Origin of the sequence: Streptomyces sp. NBC_00178, from assembly GCF_036206005.1 — a bacterium.
Classification (GTDB): Bacteria; Actinomycetota; Actinomycetes; order Streptomycetales; family Streptomycetaceae; genus Streptomyces.
In genome coordinates this window covers 4,628,969-4,642,032 of record NZ_CP108143.1, presented here as the reverse complement: position 1 = coordinate 4,642,032, position 13,064 = coordinate 4,628,969, and the positions used below count along the sequence as shown (strand labels likewise).

The 13,064-nt window shown below is 71.2% G+C and carries 15 protein-coding genes; 7 read left to right on the top strand and 8 right to left on the bottom strand.

Features of this window, described 5'->3' with window-relative positions; all coding sequences use genetic code 11:
- A complete protein-coding gene (gene mca / locus OHT61_RS20485; protein ID WP_329040223.1) occupies window positions 1-882 on the bottom strand; it encodes a mycothiol conjugate amidase Mca in 882 nt (293 codons plus the stop codon).
- 97 nt (window positions 883-979) lie between these two features.
- Between mca and OHT61_RS20480 the strand changes: the two genes are divergently transcribed.
- Both OHT61_RS20480 and greA read left to right on the top strand, forming a co-directional pair.
- Window positions 980-1,384 (top strand): DUF4307 domain-containing protein, encoded by a 405-nt coding sequence (locus OHT61_RS20480; RefSeq protein WP_329040222.1) that lies wholly within the window; start codon window positions 980-982, stop codon window positions 1,382-1,384.
- Between the two features lie 191 nt (window positions 1,385-1,575).
- Window positions 1,576-2,073 carry a transcription elongation factor GreA gene (gene greA / locus OHT61_RS20475; RefSeq protein WP_327115278.1) on the top strand — a complete coding sequence of 166 codons (498 nt, stop codon included), beginning with the start codon at window positions 1,576-1,578 and terminating at the stop codon, window positions 2,071-2,073.
- A 58-nt stretch (window positions 2,074-2,131) separates the two neighbouring features.
- On the opposite strand, the gene OHT61_RS20470 is transcribed toward greA, so the two are convergent.
- The 3 genes from OHT61_RS20470 to ilvA all read right to left on the bottom strand — a co-directional run bounded on the left by OHT61_RS20470 (window position 2,132) and on the right by ilvA (window position 5,390).
- The gene (locus OHT61_RS20470; RefSeq protein WP_329040221.1) at window positions 2,132-2,989 is read right to left on the bottom strand and encodes an ABC transporter permease; all 858 of its coding nucleotides are present in this window, start codon (window positions 2,987-2,989) and stop codon (window positions 2,132-2,134) included.
- Complete coding sequence (locus tag OHT61_RS20465) at window positions 2,986-3,987, bottom strand: ATP-binding cassette domain-containing protein (RefSeq protein ID WP_329040220.1); 1,002 nt, start codon at window positions 3,985-3,987, stop codon at window positions 2,986-2,988. Before OHT61_RS20465 ends, OHT61_RS20470 begins: the two co-directional genes overlap by 4 nt.
- 173 nt (window positions 3,988-4,160) lie before the next feature.
- On the bottom strand, window positions 4,161-5,390 hold the full coding sequence (ilvA, locus tag OHT61_RS20460; RefSeq protein ID WP_329040219.1) for a threonine ammonia-lyase: 1,230 nt from the start codon (window positions 5,388-5,390) through the stop codon (window positions 4,161-4,163).
- Window positions 5,391-5,547: 157 nt separating this feature from the next.
- Here ilvA and OHT61_RS20455 point away from each other — a divergent pair, with 157 nt between their 5' ends.
- Both OHT61_RS20455 and OHT61_RS20450 read left to right on the top strand, forming a co-directional pair.
- The gene (locus OHT61_RS20455; RefSeq protein WP_329040218.1) at window positions 5,548-6,078 is read left to right on the top strand and encodes a MarR family winged helix-turn-helix transcriptional regulator; all 531 of its coding nucleotides are present in this window, start codon (window positions 5,548-5,550) and stop codon (window positions 6,076-6,078) included.
- Window positions 6,079-6,176: 98 nt separating this feature from the next.
- Window positions 6,177-6,368, top strand: a complete 192-nt coding sequence (locus OHT61_RS20450) for a DUF1059 domain-containing protein (RefSeq protein WP_329040217.1) — start codon at window positions 6,177-6,179, stop codon at window positions 6,366-6,368.
- 90 nt (window positions 6,369-6,458) lie between these two features.
- Here OHT61_RS20450 and OHT61_RS20445 read toward each other — a convergent pair whose 3' ends face one another.
- Window positions 6,459-7,604, bottom strand: a complete 1,146-nt coding sequence (locus OHT61_RS20445; RefSeq protein WP_329040216.1) for a cystathionine gamma-synthase — start codon at window positions 7,602-7,604, stop codon at window positions 6,459-6,461.
- A gap of 79 nt (window positions 7,605-7,683) precedes the next feature.
- On the opposite strand from OHT61_RS20445, the gene OHT61_RS20440 reads away from it, so the two are divergent.
- Together OHT61_RS20440 and OHT61_RS20435 are read left to right on the top strand one after the other, a co-directional pair.
- On the top strand, window positions 7,684-8,787 hold the full coding sequence (locus OHT61_RS20440; RefSeq protein WP_329040215.1) for a hypothetical protein: 1,104 nt from the start codon (window positions 7,684-7,686) through the stop codon (window positions 8,785-8,787).
- A gap of 40 nt (window positions 8,788-8,827) precedes the next feature.
- A complete protein-coding gene (locus OHT61_RS20435; RefSeq protein WP_329040214.1) occupies window positions 8,828-8,986 on the top strand; it encodes a hypothetical protein in 159 nt (52 codons plus the stop codon).
- 68 nt (window positions 8,987-9,054) lie between these two features.
- On the opposite strand, the gene OHT61_RS20430 is transcribed toward OHT61_RS20435, so the two are convergent.
- Window positions 9,055-9,804: an esterase/lipase family protein gene (locus tag OHT61_RS20430; RefSeq protein ID WP_329040213.1), complete on the bottom strand. Its 750-nt coding sequence runs from the start codon at window positions 9,802-9,804 to the stop codon at window positions 9,055-9,057.
- Window positions 9,805-10,060: 256 nt separating this feature from the next.
- Here OHT61_RS20430 and OHT61_RS20425 point away from each other — a divergent pair, with 256 nt between their 5' ends.
- Window positions 10,061-10,846, top strand: a complete 786-nt coding sequence (locus tag OHT61_RS20425; protein ID WP_329040212.1) for a hypothetical protein — start codon at window positions 10,061-10,063, stop codon at window positions 10,844-10,846.
- A 106-nt stretch (window positions 10,847-10,952) separates the two neighbouring features.
- Here OHT61_RS20425 and OHT61_RS20420 read toward each other — a convergent pair whose 3' ends face one another.
- Together OHT61_RS20420 and gdhA are read right to left on the bottom strand one after the other, a co-directional pair.
- Window positions 10,953-11,315 carry a helix-turn-helix domain-containing protein gene (locus OHT61_RS20420; protein WP_329040211.1) on the bottom strand — a complete coding sequence of 121 codons (363 nt, stop codon included), beginning with the start codon at window positions 11,313-11,315 and terminating at the stop codon, window positions 10,953-10,955.
- A gap of 159 nt (window positions 11,316-11,474) precedes the next feature.
- Window positions 11,475-12,854, bottom strand: coding sequence for an NADP-specific glutamate dehydrogenase (gene gdhA / locus OHT61_RS20415; RefSeq protein ID WP_329040210.1), 1,380 nt, complete (start codon window positions 12,852-12,854; stop codon window positions 11,475-11,477).
- Window positions 12,855-13,064: the final 210 nt, after the last annotated feature.

Here is a 13,064-nt window from a genome sequence, read left to right as displayed (position 1 = left end):
TCAGGCATTGTCGCGGATGCCCGCGAAGAGGTCGCTCTCGGGGAGGGATGTGTCGACCAGGGACTTGGCGAGCTCGTACTCCTCGGTCGGCCAGATCTCCCGCTGGACGTCCAGCGGGACCCGGAACCAGCCGCCGTCCGGATCGATCTGCGTGGCGTGCGCGAGCAGCGCCTTGTCGCGGATCTCGAAGAACTCGCCGCACGGGATGTACGTGGTCAGCGTGCGTTCGGGGCGCTCGAACTGCTTCACGCGCTCCAGCCACTCGCCGTACGGGGACTCCAGCCCGCGGGCCAGGAGACCCTCGTGGAGGGCGAGCGTCCGCGGCTTGTTGAAGCCCTGGTTGTAGTAGAGCTTCTGCGGCTGCCAGGCCGGGCCGAACTCCGCCTCGGGGAACTTCTCGGTGTCCGAGGCCCCGTCGAAGGCGATCATCGTGACCGTGTGCGTCTTGATGTGGTCGGGGTGCGGGTACCCCCCGTTCTCGTCGTAGGTGGTGATCACCTGCGGCCGGAACGCGCGGATCTTCGCGACGAGGCGCCCCGCGGCCTTCTCGTCGTCCTCCAGCGCGAAGCACCCGTCGGGCAGCGGCGGCAGCGGGTCGCCCTCGGGCAGCCCGGAGTCGACGAACCCGAGCCACTCCTGCTTGACGCCGAGGATCTCCCGGGCCTCGTCCATCTCCTTCTTGCGAACCTCGTGGATGTTCGCCTCGATGTACGCGTCCCCCTGGAGCTTCGGGTTCAGGATGGATCCCCGTTCGCCCCCTGTGCAGGTGACGACCAGGACGTCCGCCCCCTCGGACACGTACTTGGCCATGGTGGCCGCGCCCTTGCTCGACTCGTCGTCGGGGTGGGCGTGAACGGCCATCAGTCTCAGCTGCTCGGTCAAGACTCGGTCCTCAGTGATTGGTCTCGGTGGTCGGCTTCTATAGTGACTGAACCTGGGACCGGAAAATTCCGTGTTCCCCCGCACAGGAGGAACGATCATGGCGGCGGTGCGCGAGACCTTGCCCGAAGGACGCTACGGCCGGTCCCGGGACGAGCGCGCGGACCGCAAGCTGCGGGTCATCGGTTCGGTGCTCGGGGCGGCGTTCCTCGCCATGATCGGCTGGTTCGGCTACGACTACGTCGCCGGCCAGGACATCAGCGCGGAGCTGATCAAGTCGAAGGTCGTCTCGGACGGCCGTGCGGAGGCCCATCTCGAGGTCCGCAAGGAACGGGAGGCCGACGGCCACTGCACGCTGCGCGCCCTGAGCGAGGACGGCGCGGAGGTGGGGCGCGCGGACTTCCGCTTCGACGAGCGCTCCGACCGGATCGACAGGGTCCTCAGCCTGCGCACCACCTCGCGGGCCACCGCGGTGGAGCTGCTGGCGTGCACCGCCGGCAGCTGACGGCTCCGGAAGGCGCGCGCCGCCCCTGACGCCCTCGCGCCCCCTGCGACCTGCACGGACGCGCGTGTGACGATTTACCTTCTCCCCCTTTTCGCGCGGAATTGTTAGGCTCGTTGTTTCGCCCACCCGTGGCAGCGCATGCTTGGGGTAGGGCGTTGCTTTGTATTCCCAGCACCGACGAGGAGCACCCTGTGACCCAGACCAGCGATAACGTCACCTGGCTCACGCCGGAGGCGTACAACCAGCTCAAGGCCGAGCTGGAGTACCTGTCTGGTCCCGCGCGCACGGAGATCTCCGTCAAGATCGCGGCGGCCCGTGAGGAGGGCGACCTCCGCGAGAACGGCGGCTACCACGCCGCCAAGGAGGAGCAGGGCAAGATGGAGCTCCGGGTCCGCCAGCTGACCCAGCTCCTGGAGCACGCCAAGGTCGGCGAGGCCCCTGCCGACGACGGTGTGGTCGAGCCCGGCATGGTCGTGACCATCGCCTTCGACGGCGACCCGGACGACACGGTCACCTTCCTGCTCGCCTCCCGCGAGTACGCGAGCACCGACATCGAGACCTACTCCCCGCAGTCCCCGCTCGGCACGGGTGTGAACGGCAAGCGGGTGGGCGACGACGCGGAGTACGAGCTCCCCAACGGCAAGAAGGCCGCGGTGAAGATCATCTCGGCGAAGCCGTACCAGGGCTGACCCCCCCCAGCACGCACGGAGCCCCGGCCGCATGGCCGGGGCTCCGTCGTACCCGGGGTCAGGCGGTGGCCGAGCGGTACTTCCGGACCGCGAGGGTGCGGAAGACCACGACGATCAGGACCGACCAGATCACCGACGCGAGGATCGGGTGCTGCATCGGCCAGGCGTCGGGGGTGACGAAGCCCGGCGGCAGGTTGCCGAACAGCTCACGGCAGGCCTGCACGGTGGCGCTGAAGGGATTCCACTCGGCGATGTAGCGCAGGACCGTCGGCATCTGGTTGGCGTCCACGAAGGCGTTCGAGATGAACGTCAGCGGGAAGAGCCAGATCAGCCCGCCGGAGGTCGCCGCCTCCGGGGTGCGCACGACGAGGCCGATCAGCGCGCCGATCCAGGAGAACGCGTAGCCGAGCAGGAGCAGCAGCAGGAAGCCGAGCAGCACCTTGCCGATGTTCTCGTGGGTCCGCCAGCCGACGATCAGCGCCACTCCGGCGAGGACGACGAGGGTGAGCGCGGTCTGCACGAGGTCGGCGAGCGTGCGTCCGGTGAGGACGGCGCCCCGGGCCATGGGCAGCGACCGGAAGCGGTCGATCAGCCCCTTGTGCATGTCGTCCGCGATACCCGCGCCCGCTCCGGCGGTGGCGAAGGTGACGGTCTGGGCGAAGATGCCGGCCATCAGGAACTCGCGGTAGGCCTGCGGCGAGGTGGAGTCGCCGACCTTGATGGAGCCGCCGAACACGTAGGTGAACAGCACCACGAACATGATGGGCTGGATCAGGCCGAAGATCACCATCTCGGGGATCCTGGCCATGCGGATCAGATTGCGCTTGGCGACGACGAGGGAGTCGACGACCGACTGGCCGATCGCTCCCCGGGACTTGAGCTGCGTGACGGGCGGTGTGTCCGAGACGGTGGTCACTTGCCGTCCTCCTTCCGGCCGGCGGCCTCGGTCGATGCGTCCTGGCCGTTCTTCTCCAGCTCGGCGGCGTGACCGGTGAGCGAGATGAAGACGTCGTCGAGGGTGGGCCTGCGCAGCCCGATGTCGTCGATCTCCACGCCGTGGGTGTCGAGGTCGCGGATGACCTCGGCCAGCAGCTTGGCCCCGCCGGTGACCGGCACGGTCAGGTTGCGGGTGTGCTCGACGACGGAGATCTCGCCCTTGCCGTACGTCGCGAGGACGGAGCGGGCCGGTTCGATCTGGTCGGCCTCGTGGACGACGACCTCGACGCGCTCGCCGCCGGTGCGGGCCTTGAGCTCGTCGGAGGTGCCGCGCGCGATGACCTTGCCGTGGTCGATGACGCAGATGTTGTGGGCGAGGCGGTCGGCCTCCTCCAGGTACTGCGTGGTGAGCAGCAGCGTCGTACCGCCGGCCACGAGCTCCTGGATGACCTCCCACAGCTGCTGCCGGTTGCGCGGGTCGAGGCCCGTGGTGGGCTCGTCCATGAACATCACCGGCGGGGAGACGACGAGCGCGGCCGCGAGGTCGAGGCGGCGGCGCATGCCTCCGGAGTACGTCTTCGCGGTGCGGTCGGCCGCGTCCGCGAGGTTGAACCGCTCCAGGAGCTCGACGGCCCGCTTCTTCGCGTCGCGGCCGCTCATCTGGTAGAGCTGCCCGACCATCTGGAGGTTCTCGCGGCCCGTGAGGTACTCGTCGACGGCCGCGAACTGGCCGGAGAGCCCGATCGAGCGGCGCACCCGGTCGGGGTGCTTGAGTACGTCGATGCCCGCGACGACGGCCTGTCCGCTGTCCGGCTGGAGGAGGGTCGTCAGGACGCGGACAGCGGTCGTCTTGCCGGCGCCGTTGGGCCCCAGCAGGCCGAGGACGGTACCTTCGGGCACGTCGAGATCGACGCCGCCCAGTGCTCGTACATCGCCGAAGGTCTTCACCAGACCTTCGGCGTAAATGGCGCCTGGCATACGGGATTCCCCCAGTGGTTTCGGGTGCTTCCTGAGCAGATCCTAGAGACGCGGGTGCTCCCGCTGCGGGAGGACCGGACTGCTCGGCGGTGCACGTTAACGCGATACATCGCGACCGACAACCGGTTTACCGATTCTGTACGGGAGCCCGTGCCCCTGCCCTGCGGGCCCTCTCAGGCGGTCACCAGGTATCCGGCGGCGCGCAGGGTGGAGGCGACCTCCTCGCAGTGCTCCGGCCCCTTGGTCTCCAGATGGAGTTCGACCTCGGCCTCGGTGAGTCCGAGCCGCGGATCGGTCCGCACGTGGATCACGTCGAGGACGTTGGCGTCCGCCGCGGAGAGGCTCGCGAGCAGCGTGGCGAGGGCACCGGGGCGGTCGGTGAGCCGCACCCGCAGGCTCAGGTAGCGGCCCGCGGCGGCCATGCCGTGGGTCAGGACGCGCTGCATCAGCAGGGGGTCCACGTTGCCGCCCGAGAGCACGGCGACGACCGGGCCCCGGAAGGCCGCGGGGTCGCTCAGCAAGGCCGCGACCGGGCTCGCCCCCGCGGGCTCGACGACCATCTTCGCGCGCTCCAGGCAGAGCAGCAGGGCGCTGGAGAGCTCGTCCTCCGAGACGGTGCGGATCTCGTCCACCAGCTCGCGGACCAGCGGGAACGTGAGGTCGCCGGGGCGCCCCACCTTCATCCCGTCGGCCATGGTCTGCACCTGGTCGAGCGCCACCGGGTATCCGGCGGAGATCGAGGGCGGGAAGGCGGCAGCGCCGGCCGCCTGGACGCCGACGATCCGTACGTCGGGGCGCAGCGCCTTCACGGCGACGGCGATGCCCGCCGCGAGACCGCCTCCGCCGATGCCGACGAGGATCGTGCGGACCTCCGGGCACTGTTCGAGGATCTCCAGGCCGACGGTGCCCTGGCCCGCGATGATGTCGGGGTGGTCGAAGGGGTGGATGAAGACGGCGCCGGTCTCCTCGGCGTACTCCTGGGCGGCGGCCAGCGTCTCGTCGACGACCTGGCCGTGCAGCCGGACCTCGGCGCCGTAGTCGCGGGTGGCGGCGACCTTCGGCAGGGGGGCGCCGACCGGCATGAAGACCGTTGAACGTACGCCGAGCAGCGAGGACGCGAGTGCGACACCCTGCGCATGGTTTCCGGCACTGGCGGCCACGACCCCCGCCGCACGCTCGACCGGTGTGAGGCCCGCGATCCGTACGTACGCGCCCCGGAGCTTGAACGAACCGGTCCGCTGGAGGTTCTCGCACTTGAGGTGGACCGGCGCCCCGACGAGGGCGCTCAGGTGCCGGCTGCCCTCCATCGCCGTCGTTCTGGCCACTCCGGACAGCATCTTCTGGGCTCCCCGGACGTCGTCGAGGATCAGAGGCGGGAGGGGGGCCGGCGTACGGAAGGTCATGGCGGCAAGTCTTGCAGCTCGGAGCGCCGCGGGCCCTCCCGTCCCACGGCGCCCTGAGGTGGTGTCCACAGGTTTGTGCAGCGCTGGTACACGTTGCCCCGTGGCCGCGTACTCTGTCCCCCACCCATCCGACACCGCACGAAGAGAGCCCCCGGCCATGCCCCCTCAGGACATGACGACTGCTGCGACTCCTTCCGGGGGCGCGGCCCCCGGACATCCGGGAACGGACCACCTTCTCGACGCTCTTCAGCACCAGGTGGCCGTCTTCGCCCGACGTGCCGAGCAGACCCGCCTCGGCGGTGTCGGCCAGGTCCGCAACTCGATGGACCGCGCCGCCTATCTGCTGCTGAACCGGCTCGACGTGGAAGGCCCCATGGGCGTGAAGGCGCTGGCCGCGGGCATGGGGATCGACTCCTCGACCGTGACCCGCCAGGTGGCGCCGCTCGTCGACACCGGGCTGGTCAAGCGGACCTCACACCCGGAGGACGGGCGCGCCGTCGTGCTGCAGCTGTCGCCGCGCGGCCAGTCGCGGCTGGAGGAGGTCCGTGCCTCGCGGCGTGAGCTGATGTTCCAGGTGACGGACGGCTGGAGCGAGGAGGAGCGCGACACGTTCTGCGCCCTGCTGACCCGCTTCAACGGCTCGCTGGCCGCGCGGCAGGCCGCGCACCAGCCGGTCCCGGAGGGCTGACCGCCTCTCCCACCGGGTCCGGCGGTCCGTGGGGCTGTCGGCGGCGCGGGGCGGATCTACCCTTGAAGGGCCGGCACTCGTACACCGAGGAGGCCGTCATGACACGGAAGATCGCCGACTGCCGCAAGTACCCCAGCGTCTCGGACTGCTCGCTCACCATCTCCGGTGAGGAGGACGAGGTGGTCCGGGCGGCCACCGAGCACGCGGTCTCGGTCCACGAGCACACGGACGGCCCGGACCTGCGTGAACAGATCCGGGCGTCGCTCGAGGACGAGAAGGTCGCCGTCTGACCGGCGCGCGCGTGTACGGCCGCCGGAGTGCGGCCGTACAGCCGTCTCCCGGCGGGCGGGAGCCGTCCCGCACGCCGCGGGGACGTGGTGTCAGCCCAGCGCCTGCGTCAGGTCGGCCAGCAGGTCGTCGGCGTTCTCGATGCCGACGGACAGGCGGACGAGGTCGGCCGGCACCTCCAGCGGGGAACCGGCGGCGGAGGCGTGGGTCATGCGGCCCGGGTGCTCCAGGAGCGACTCGACACCGCCCAGCGACTCACCGAGCGTGAAGAGCTTCGCGCGGTTGCAGACCTCGACCGCGGCCTCCTCGCCGCCCGCGACGCGGAACGAGACCATCCCGCCGAAGGCCCTCATCTGCTTGGCGGCGATCTCGTGCCCCGGGTGCTCGGGCAGCCCCGGGTAGAGGACCTGCGTCACCTTGGCGTGCCGGGTGAGGAGGTCGGCGACCTTCGTGGCGTTGGCGTCGTGGCGGTCCATGCGGACGGCGAGCGTCTTGATGCCCCGCAGCACCAGCCACGCGTCGAACGGTCCGGCCACGGCGCCCATCGCGTTCTGGTGGTACGCCAGTTCCTCGGCCAGTTCCGGGTCGCCGACGACGAGCGCGCCGCCGACGACGTCCGAGTGCCCGCCCATGTACTTCGTGGTGGAGTGCACCACGACGTCGGCCCCGAGCGCGAGCGGCTGCTGGAGGTAGGGGCTGGCGAAGGTGTTGTCGACGACCAGTCGTGCGCCCGCCTGCCGGGCCACCCCGGCGACGGCCTCGATGTCCGTGATGCCGAGCAGCGGGTTGGACGGGGTCTCCACCCAGATCGCCTTGGTGCGGGGGGTGATCGCCGCCCGTACCGCGCTCACGTCCGAGGTGTCGGCCACCGAGAACTCCACGCCCCAGCGCGAGGCGACCTTCGCGAACAGCCGGAAGGTGCCGCCGTAGGCGTCGTTCGGGATGACGACGTGGTCGCCGGGCGTGAGCAGGGTCCGCAGGAGGCAGTCCTCGGCGGCGAGGCCGGAGGCGAAGGCGAGTCCGCGGCGGCCGCCTTCCAGGGCCGCCAGGTTCTCCTCCAGTGCGGTGCGGGTCGGGTTGGCGCTGCGGCTGTACTCGTAGCCGCCGCGCAGGCCCCCGACACCGTCCTGCTTGTAGGTGGACACCTGGTAGATCGGCGGGACCACTGCGCCGGTGAGGGGATCGGCCGTGTTGCCGGCGTGGATCGCGAGGGTCTCGAAGCTGTGCTGGTCGCTCATGGGGCCCGAGCGTAGTTCGTCGGAAGGGTGGTTACGGGCCACTCGCCGCGCGGACGCCCGTCCGGGGACAATGGACCGCATGGAGATTCTGTGGTTCCTGCTCGCCCTGTGCCTGCTCGGTGCCGTCGTGGGTCCGTACGTGCTGCGGCGCCGGGGCGGTATCCGCCAGGTCGCGCCCGGTTCGCCGGACGCCGCCGACCCGGACGACTACGGCTTCGCACGCCAGGAGGAGCTGGACCTCCGGATGCCCGGACCCGACCAGGACCTCCTCGACGTCCTGGACGTGGTGCAGGGGACCGGTGCCTGGCGGGCGGCCTCACAGTTGCTGGCGGGGACGCCCAAGGAGAGCGAGATCCGCTGGCAGCGGGTGCAGGCCTTCGCCGGCGCCGCGTCGCTGGAGCTGGCGCGGCAGCCCGGCACCGGCGGGGCGTGGCTGCGCGCGTGGCGGGCGGAGGCCCCCAAGGACGCGGGCGGCGCGGCCGTGCACGCGGAGTTCCTGGTGCAGCAGGCCTGGCGCACCGGCACCGTGGGCACCGACGACTTCCGGATCATCCTGGAGGAGGCCCGCACGGTCTGCGGCGAGGCCGCCCTGCTGGCACCGGGTGACCCCGTCCCGTACATCGTGGAGCTGGCCGTGGCCCGTGGACTGGGCTACTCCCACGAGCAGTTCGACCAGGTCTGGGCGAAGATCATCGACCGGGCGCCGGCGCATATGGGCGCGCACATCGCCGCCCTGCACTTCTGGTGCGAGAAGTGGCACGGCTCCCGCGAGGAGGCCGACCGCTTCGCCACGGCGGCGGCCGCCCGCGCCCCGCAGGGCTCGCTGCTCGCCGCGCTTCCGCTGTTCGCGCTGTACGAGCACCTGCCCGAGGTCAACCTCGTGCGGGGCTTCTACGAAAGCGCCGCCGTGACGAAGGCGGTCGGGGGCGCGATGTTCGCGGTGCACGCGGCGCGGGCCGACGATCCGGTGCTCGCCCACGTCCGGCATCTGCTCGTCCTCTTCCTCGTCCGCATGGAGCGCTGGTCGGAGGCCGTGCACCAGCTCGTCCACATCGACGGCCACGTGGGCGCGCTGCCCTGGACCGAGAACGCCGACCCGGCCGCCGAGTACACCGTGTACCGGGCCCTGGCCGTCGCGGGCTACGAGGCCAACGGCGGCAGCCCCGCGACCCTGCCGCACTGACCGCCCCACCTCACCCCGCTCCGGATTGGACCGCACACCCATGGCACGACTGATCCCCCTCGTCCTGATAGCGCTCGCCGTCTGGTTCTGGCTGCGCGCGCGGAGGAAGACCTCCGCGTACATGGCCTCCTACGAGTCGCCGTCGCGGGGGACGGACGGGAGCGGCGAGCGCCGCGATCCACCCGCCCCGGCCGCCTGACGTACGCCCCCGCGACCGACGCGCCCCGTCCCCGGCACACCTCGTGCCGGGGACGGGGCGCGTCCGGGTCAGGAGGCGGCGAAGCGCGCGATCTGGCCCAGCACGATCGTGTCGGCCAGGAACCCGATGTGGGTCTGGCAGGCGACGAGGTTGTTCGTCGCGCCGCTCAGCCGGGTGCTGGTGTACGGGAGGATGACTCCGTCGCAGGCGGAGTACCAGGTGGCGTACCTCGTGTCGCCGGGCGTCTCGTCGCCCGCGCTGATCTGCGAGATGAACGAGGAGCCCGGATACATCTGCTGACAGGTCGTGTAGATCAGGCAGGCCCCGGCGGCCGTCGTCCCGTGGTTCGCGCCCGCGATCGAGGCGAGGTGGCTGACGCTGGTGTTCCCGCCCAGCACCTTCAGGTAGTACTGGCTGACGAGGCCGCCCATCGAGTGGTTGACGAGGGCGACCTTGCTCGCCCCGGTCCGGGACTTCACGTTGTCGACGAACGAGGCCAGGCCCTGGGCGTTGGTGATGTTGTTGCCGTACGAGTTGTACTCGTAGGCGAACAGCCGTGAGCTGGACCAGCCGTTGAGCTGGAAGACGCCCATGGCCGTGACCCAGTTCGAGGCGCTGCCGGTGTAGCCGTGGACGAAGACGACCGGGGTGCTCGTCGACAGCGGCTGGACCGCCGCGTCCGCGGCACGCGGCGCCGAGGTGGCGGCGGCGGCCCGGGACGGGGCCGCGCCGGCCGAGGGCGCGGAGGAGAACAGGGTGAACGCGACCGTGACGGCCGCGAGGGCACCGAGAAGCCGGCGGGGTGTACGACGACGCATGGGGCACTCCTGACGGGGATACGGGGATGCGGGTGCCTGACCCGACCAGAGTCGGGGCGCCGGGTGCGGGTGCCATCGGCGAATTCACCGGCGTTCGCGGACCCTCCGCATACATCGGACACCCGGCGCGTGGCCTTGAGGACCACACCCGGTGCGTGGCCGGGCGGAGGCGCGGGGCCGCGTGCGATCGGAGGTCTCCTTGATCGCTAGTCTGTTCCCCCGCCCGGCTGAGGGCGGGCAGAACCAGGGGTGGGACATGCGCAGAAGAATCGCCGCGCTCGCGGTGGTGGGTGCCGTGGGCACCGCGGTCGTCGTGGCGCCGGCCGCACACGCGGAGGGCCGGGGCGACATCAGGGTCGTCAAGACCGTCGTGAACGCGGGCGGCAGTGTGATCGTGGGCGTCAAGAACGTGAAGCGGTTCCCGGTCGTCATGACGATCAAGGACGGCTCAGGGGTGAAGGGCGTGGCGGACGTGTCCGCCTTCAACGCGACGAACGGCTACGGGCCGGTGTCGTATCTGGGCACCTCGTGCAGGAAGAGCAGCTCGACCACGTCCGTGTGCACGGCGACGATGGAGTTCGACCCGTCCTGGATCGACTCGTACGGCAGCGCCAACGAGGGCTGGGACGCCAACTCGGTGGCCGGGACCTGGCAGGTCAACGCCACGGTGCAGGCCAACGACAAGGACTACTGGATCTCCGACCGCATCGCCACGTTCCGGATGAAGCGGGCCGCGACGCTGACGACGGACGCGGCGCCCGAACCGGTGAGGAAGGGCGGCACGCTCACCGTCACCGGCAAGCTGGCCCGTGCGAACTGGACGGATCTGAAGTACCACGGCTTCACCAAGCAGGTGGTGAAGCTGCAGTACAAGAAGCCCGGCGGCTCGTACCACACCGTCAGGACGGCGACCACGGACAGCAAGGGCCACCTGCGGGCGACGGTGAAGGCCTCCGCGTCGGGCAGCTGGCGCTGGGCGTTCCTCGGTACGGAGACGACCATGAAGGTCGTCTCCGCAGGTGACGCGGTCACGGTGAAGTAGCCACGGCCGGCGGACCGGACCCCGGCCCGCCGGAAGGCGCCTCCCCGCTCGGAGGGGGGAGGCGGGCGGCGGGCGGAACCGCCCCGCCGGCCATCCCGGCCGCGGGTCAGGCGGCCAGCCGGACCTCTCCCATCGGCCGGCGGCCCACGGCCGTGCGGGAGGGCGCGATGCGCCGGGTCAGCTCGTCCTGGGCCAGTGACAGCACGTCGCTCAGCCCCAGCCCGAGGGATCGGGCCGCCGCCGCGAGCACCTCGGAGGACGCCTCCTTGCGCCCGCGCTCGACCTCGGAGAGATACGGCACGGAGATCCGCGCGGCCTCGGCGACGTCCTTGAGCGTGCGCCCCTGGCCGGTGCGTGCGCGGCGCAGGACGTCGCCCACGACGTCGCGCCAGAGGGGCTCCCGGACCGGCGTCGCGGGGACGGGGCGCAGGGGGATCACACGGGCGGAGTTCGGCGCGCTGCTGCTCATCGTCCGAGCGTAGGAGCAGCGCGCCCGGCGCGGGAGGGGAAACACCTCCGCGCCGGGCGGATCTGCTGTCGGCAGAAAGGCGGTTGCGCGCCCCGGCCGCCGGGTCCGGCGGAGCCGGGACCCGCCGGCCGGGCCGTCACGTCCGCGTACGGCGCGGGGTCAGATGAGGCCCTGCGCCAGCATCGCCTCGGCGACGATCTCGAAGCCCGCGATGTTCGCGCCCACCACGTAGTTGCCCGGGCTGCCGTACTTCTCGGCGGTGGTGTGGCAGGACTCGTGGATGTGGCGCATGATCTGCGCCAGCCGCTCCTCGGTGTGGGCGAACGTCCAGGAGTCGCGCGAGGCGTTCTGCTGCATCTCCAGGGCGCTGGTGGCCACCCCGCCCGCGTTGGCCGCCTTGCCGGGCGCGAAGGCCACGCCCGCCTCCTGGAGGACGTGGACGGCCTCGGGGGTCGTGGGCATGTTGGCGCCCTCGGCGACGGCCTTCACGCCGTTGCGCACGAGGGCCAGCGCGTCGGCCTCGTGGAGCTCGTTCTGGGTGGCGCAGGGCAGGGCCACGTCCACGGGGACGCTCCAGACGCCCGTGCCCTCCGCGTACTTCACGTGCTCGCCGCGCCGCTCGGCGTACTCGGACACCCGGCCGCGGCCCCTCTCCTTGATCTCCTTGAGCAGGTCGAGGTCGATGCCCTTCTCGTCCACGACGTAGCCCGCGGAGTCCGAGCAGGTCACCACGGTCGCGCCCAGCTGCTGGGCCTTCTCGATGGCGTAGATGGCGACGTTGCCCGAACCGGACACCGCGATCCGCTGCCCGTCGAGGGACTCGCTGCGTACGCGCAGCATCTCGGCGGTGAACAGCACGCAGCCGTATCCCGTGGCCTCGGTGCGCGCCTGGGCGCCGCCCCAGCCGAGGCCCTTGCCCGTGAGCACGCCGGACTCGTAGCGGTTGGTGATCCGCTTGTACTGGCCGAAGAGGTAGCCGATCTCCCGGCCGCCGACGCCGATGTCACCGGCGGGAACGTCGGTGTACTCCCCCAGGTGGCGGTGGAGTTCGGTCATGAAGGACTGGCAGAAGCGCATGACCTCGGCGTCGGAGCGGCCCTTGGGGTCGAAGTCCGCGCCGCCCTTGCCGCCGCCGATCGGCATGCCGGTGAGGGCGTTCTTGAAGATCTGCTCGAAGCCCAGGAACTTCACGATCCCGAGGTTGACCGAGGGGTGGAAGCGCAGTCCGCCCTTGTACGGGCCCAGCGAGCTGGAGAACTCGACGCGGAAGCCGCGGTTGACGTGGATGTCGCCGGAGTCGTCAGCCCACGGCACCCGGAAGATGAGCTGGCGTTCGGGCTCGCAGACCCGCTCGATGATGCGGGCGTCGACGAACTCGGGGCGCCGCGCCAGCACGGGGCCGAGGGTTTCGAGGACCTCTCGTACCGCCTGGTGAAATTCGAGCTCTCCCTGGTTGCGCCGCAGGATCTCCGCGTAGAGCGGCTCGATGACACGGTCTTCCGCGGTGCGCGGGGCGAGGGAATCGGAACGGGCAGGCATCTGATCAAGACCTTCCGTGGGTGGACTCGTGCGCGTCGGCGCCCCCGGTCGCCGGAGGCGCCAGCGGCCCGTGCGGGCCGTTGCACCCGGCAAGTCTCCCAGCGCGGCGGCGTACCGCCGGGGCGACATCCGCACAGGGACCTCGGTTGCCGGTGCCCGGCCCGCGTGCGCTGCGCCCGCCCGCCCCCTCCCGCCGGGCATCCCGGCGCC

What these genes read in the sequence shown, in the direction of transcription:
- OHT61_RS20450 (WP_329040217.1), top strand. Translation starts at nt 6,177, where the DNA reads ATGACACGGAAGATCGCCGACTGCCGCAAGTACCCCAGCGTCTCGGAC.
- OHT61_RS20420 (WP_329040211.1), bottom strand. Translation starts at nt 11,315, where the DNA reads ATGAGCAGCAGCGCGCCGAACTCCGCCCGTGTGATCCCCCTGCGCCCC.
- OHT61_RS20430 (WP_329040213.1), bottom strand. Translation starts at nt 9,804, where the DNA reads ATGCGTCGTCGTACACCCCGCCGGCTTCTCGGTGCCCTCGCGGCCGTC.
- ilvA (WP_329040219.1), bottom strand. Translation starts at nt 5,390, where the DNA reads ATGACCTTCCGTACGCCGGCCCCCCTCCCGCCTCTGATCCTCGACGAC.
- OHT61_RS20440 (WP_329040215.1), top strand. Translation starts at nt 7,684, where the DNA reads ATGGAGATTCTGTGGTTCCTGCTCGCCCTGTGCCTGCTCGGTGCCGTC.
- gdhA (WP_329040210.1), bottom strand. Translation starts at nt 12,854, where the DNA reads ATGCCTGCCCGTTCCGATTCCCTCGCCCCGCGCACCGCGGAAGACCGT.
- OHT61_RS20465 (WP_329040220.1), bottom strand. Translation starts at nt 3,987, where the DNA reads ATGCCAGGCGCCATTTACGCCGAAGGTCTGGTGAAGACCTTCGGCGAT.
- OHT61_RS20480 (WP_329040222.1), top strand. Translation starts at nt 980, where the DNA reads ATGGCGGCGGTGCGCGAGACCTTGCCCGAAGGACGCTACGGCCGGTCC.
- OHT61_RS20425 (WP_329040212.1), top strand. Translation starts at nt 10,061, where the DNA reads ATGCGCAGAAGAATCGCCGCGCTCGCGGTGGTGGGTGCCGTGGGCACC.
- OHT61_RS20435 (WP_329040214.1), top strand. Translation starts at nt 8,828, where the DNA reads ATGGCACGACTGATCCCCCTCGTCCTGATAGCGCTCGCCGTCTGGTTC.
- OHT61_RS20455 (WP_329040218.1), top strand. Translation starts at nt 5,548, where the DNA reads ATGCCCCCTCAGGACATGACGACTGCTGCGACTCCTTCCGGGGGCGCG.
- OHT61_RS20445 (WP_329040216.1), bottom strand. Translation starts at nt 7,604, where the DNA reads ATGAGCGACCAGCACAGCTTCGAGACCCTCGCGATCCACGCCGGCAAC.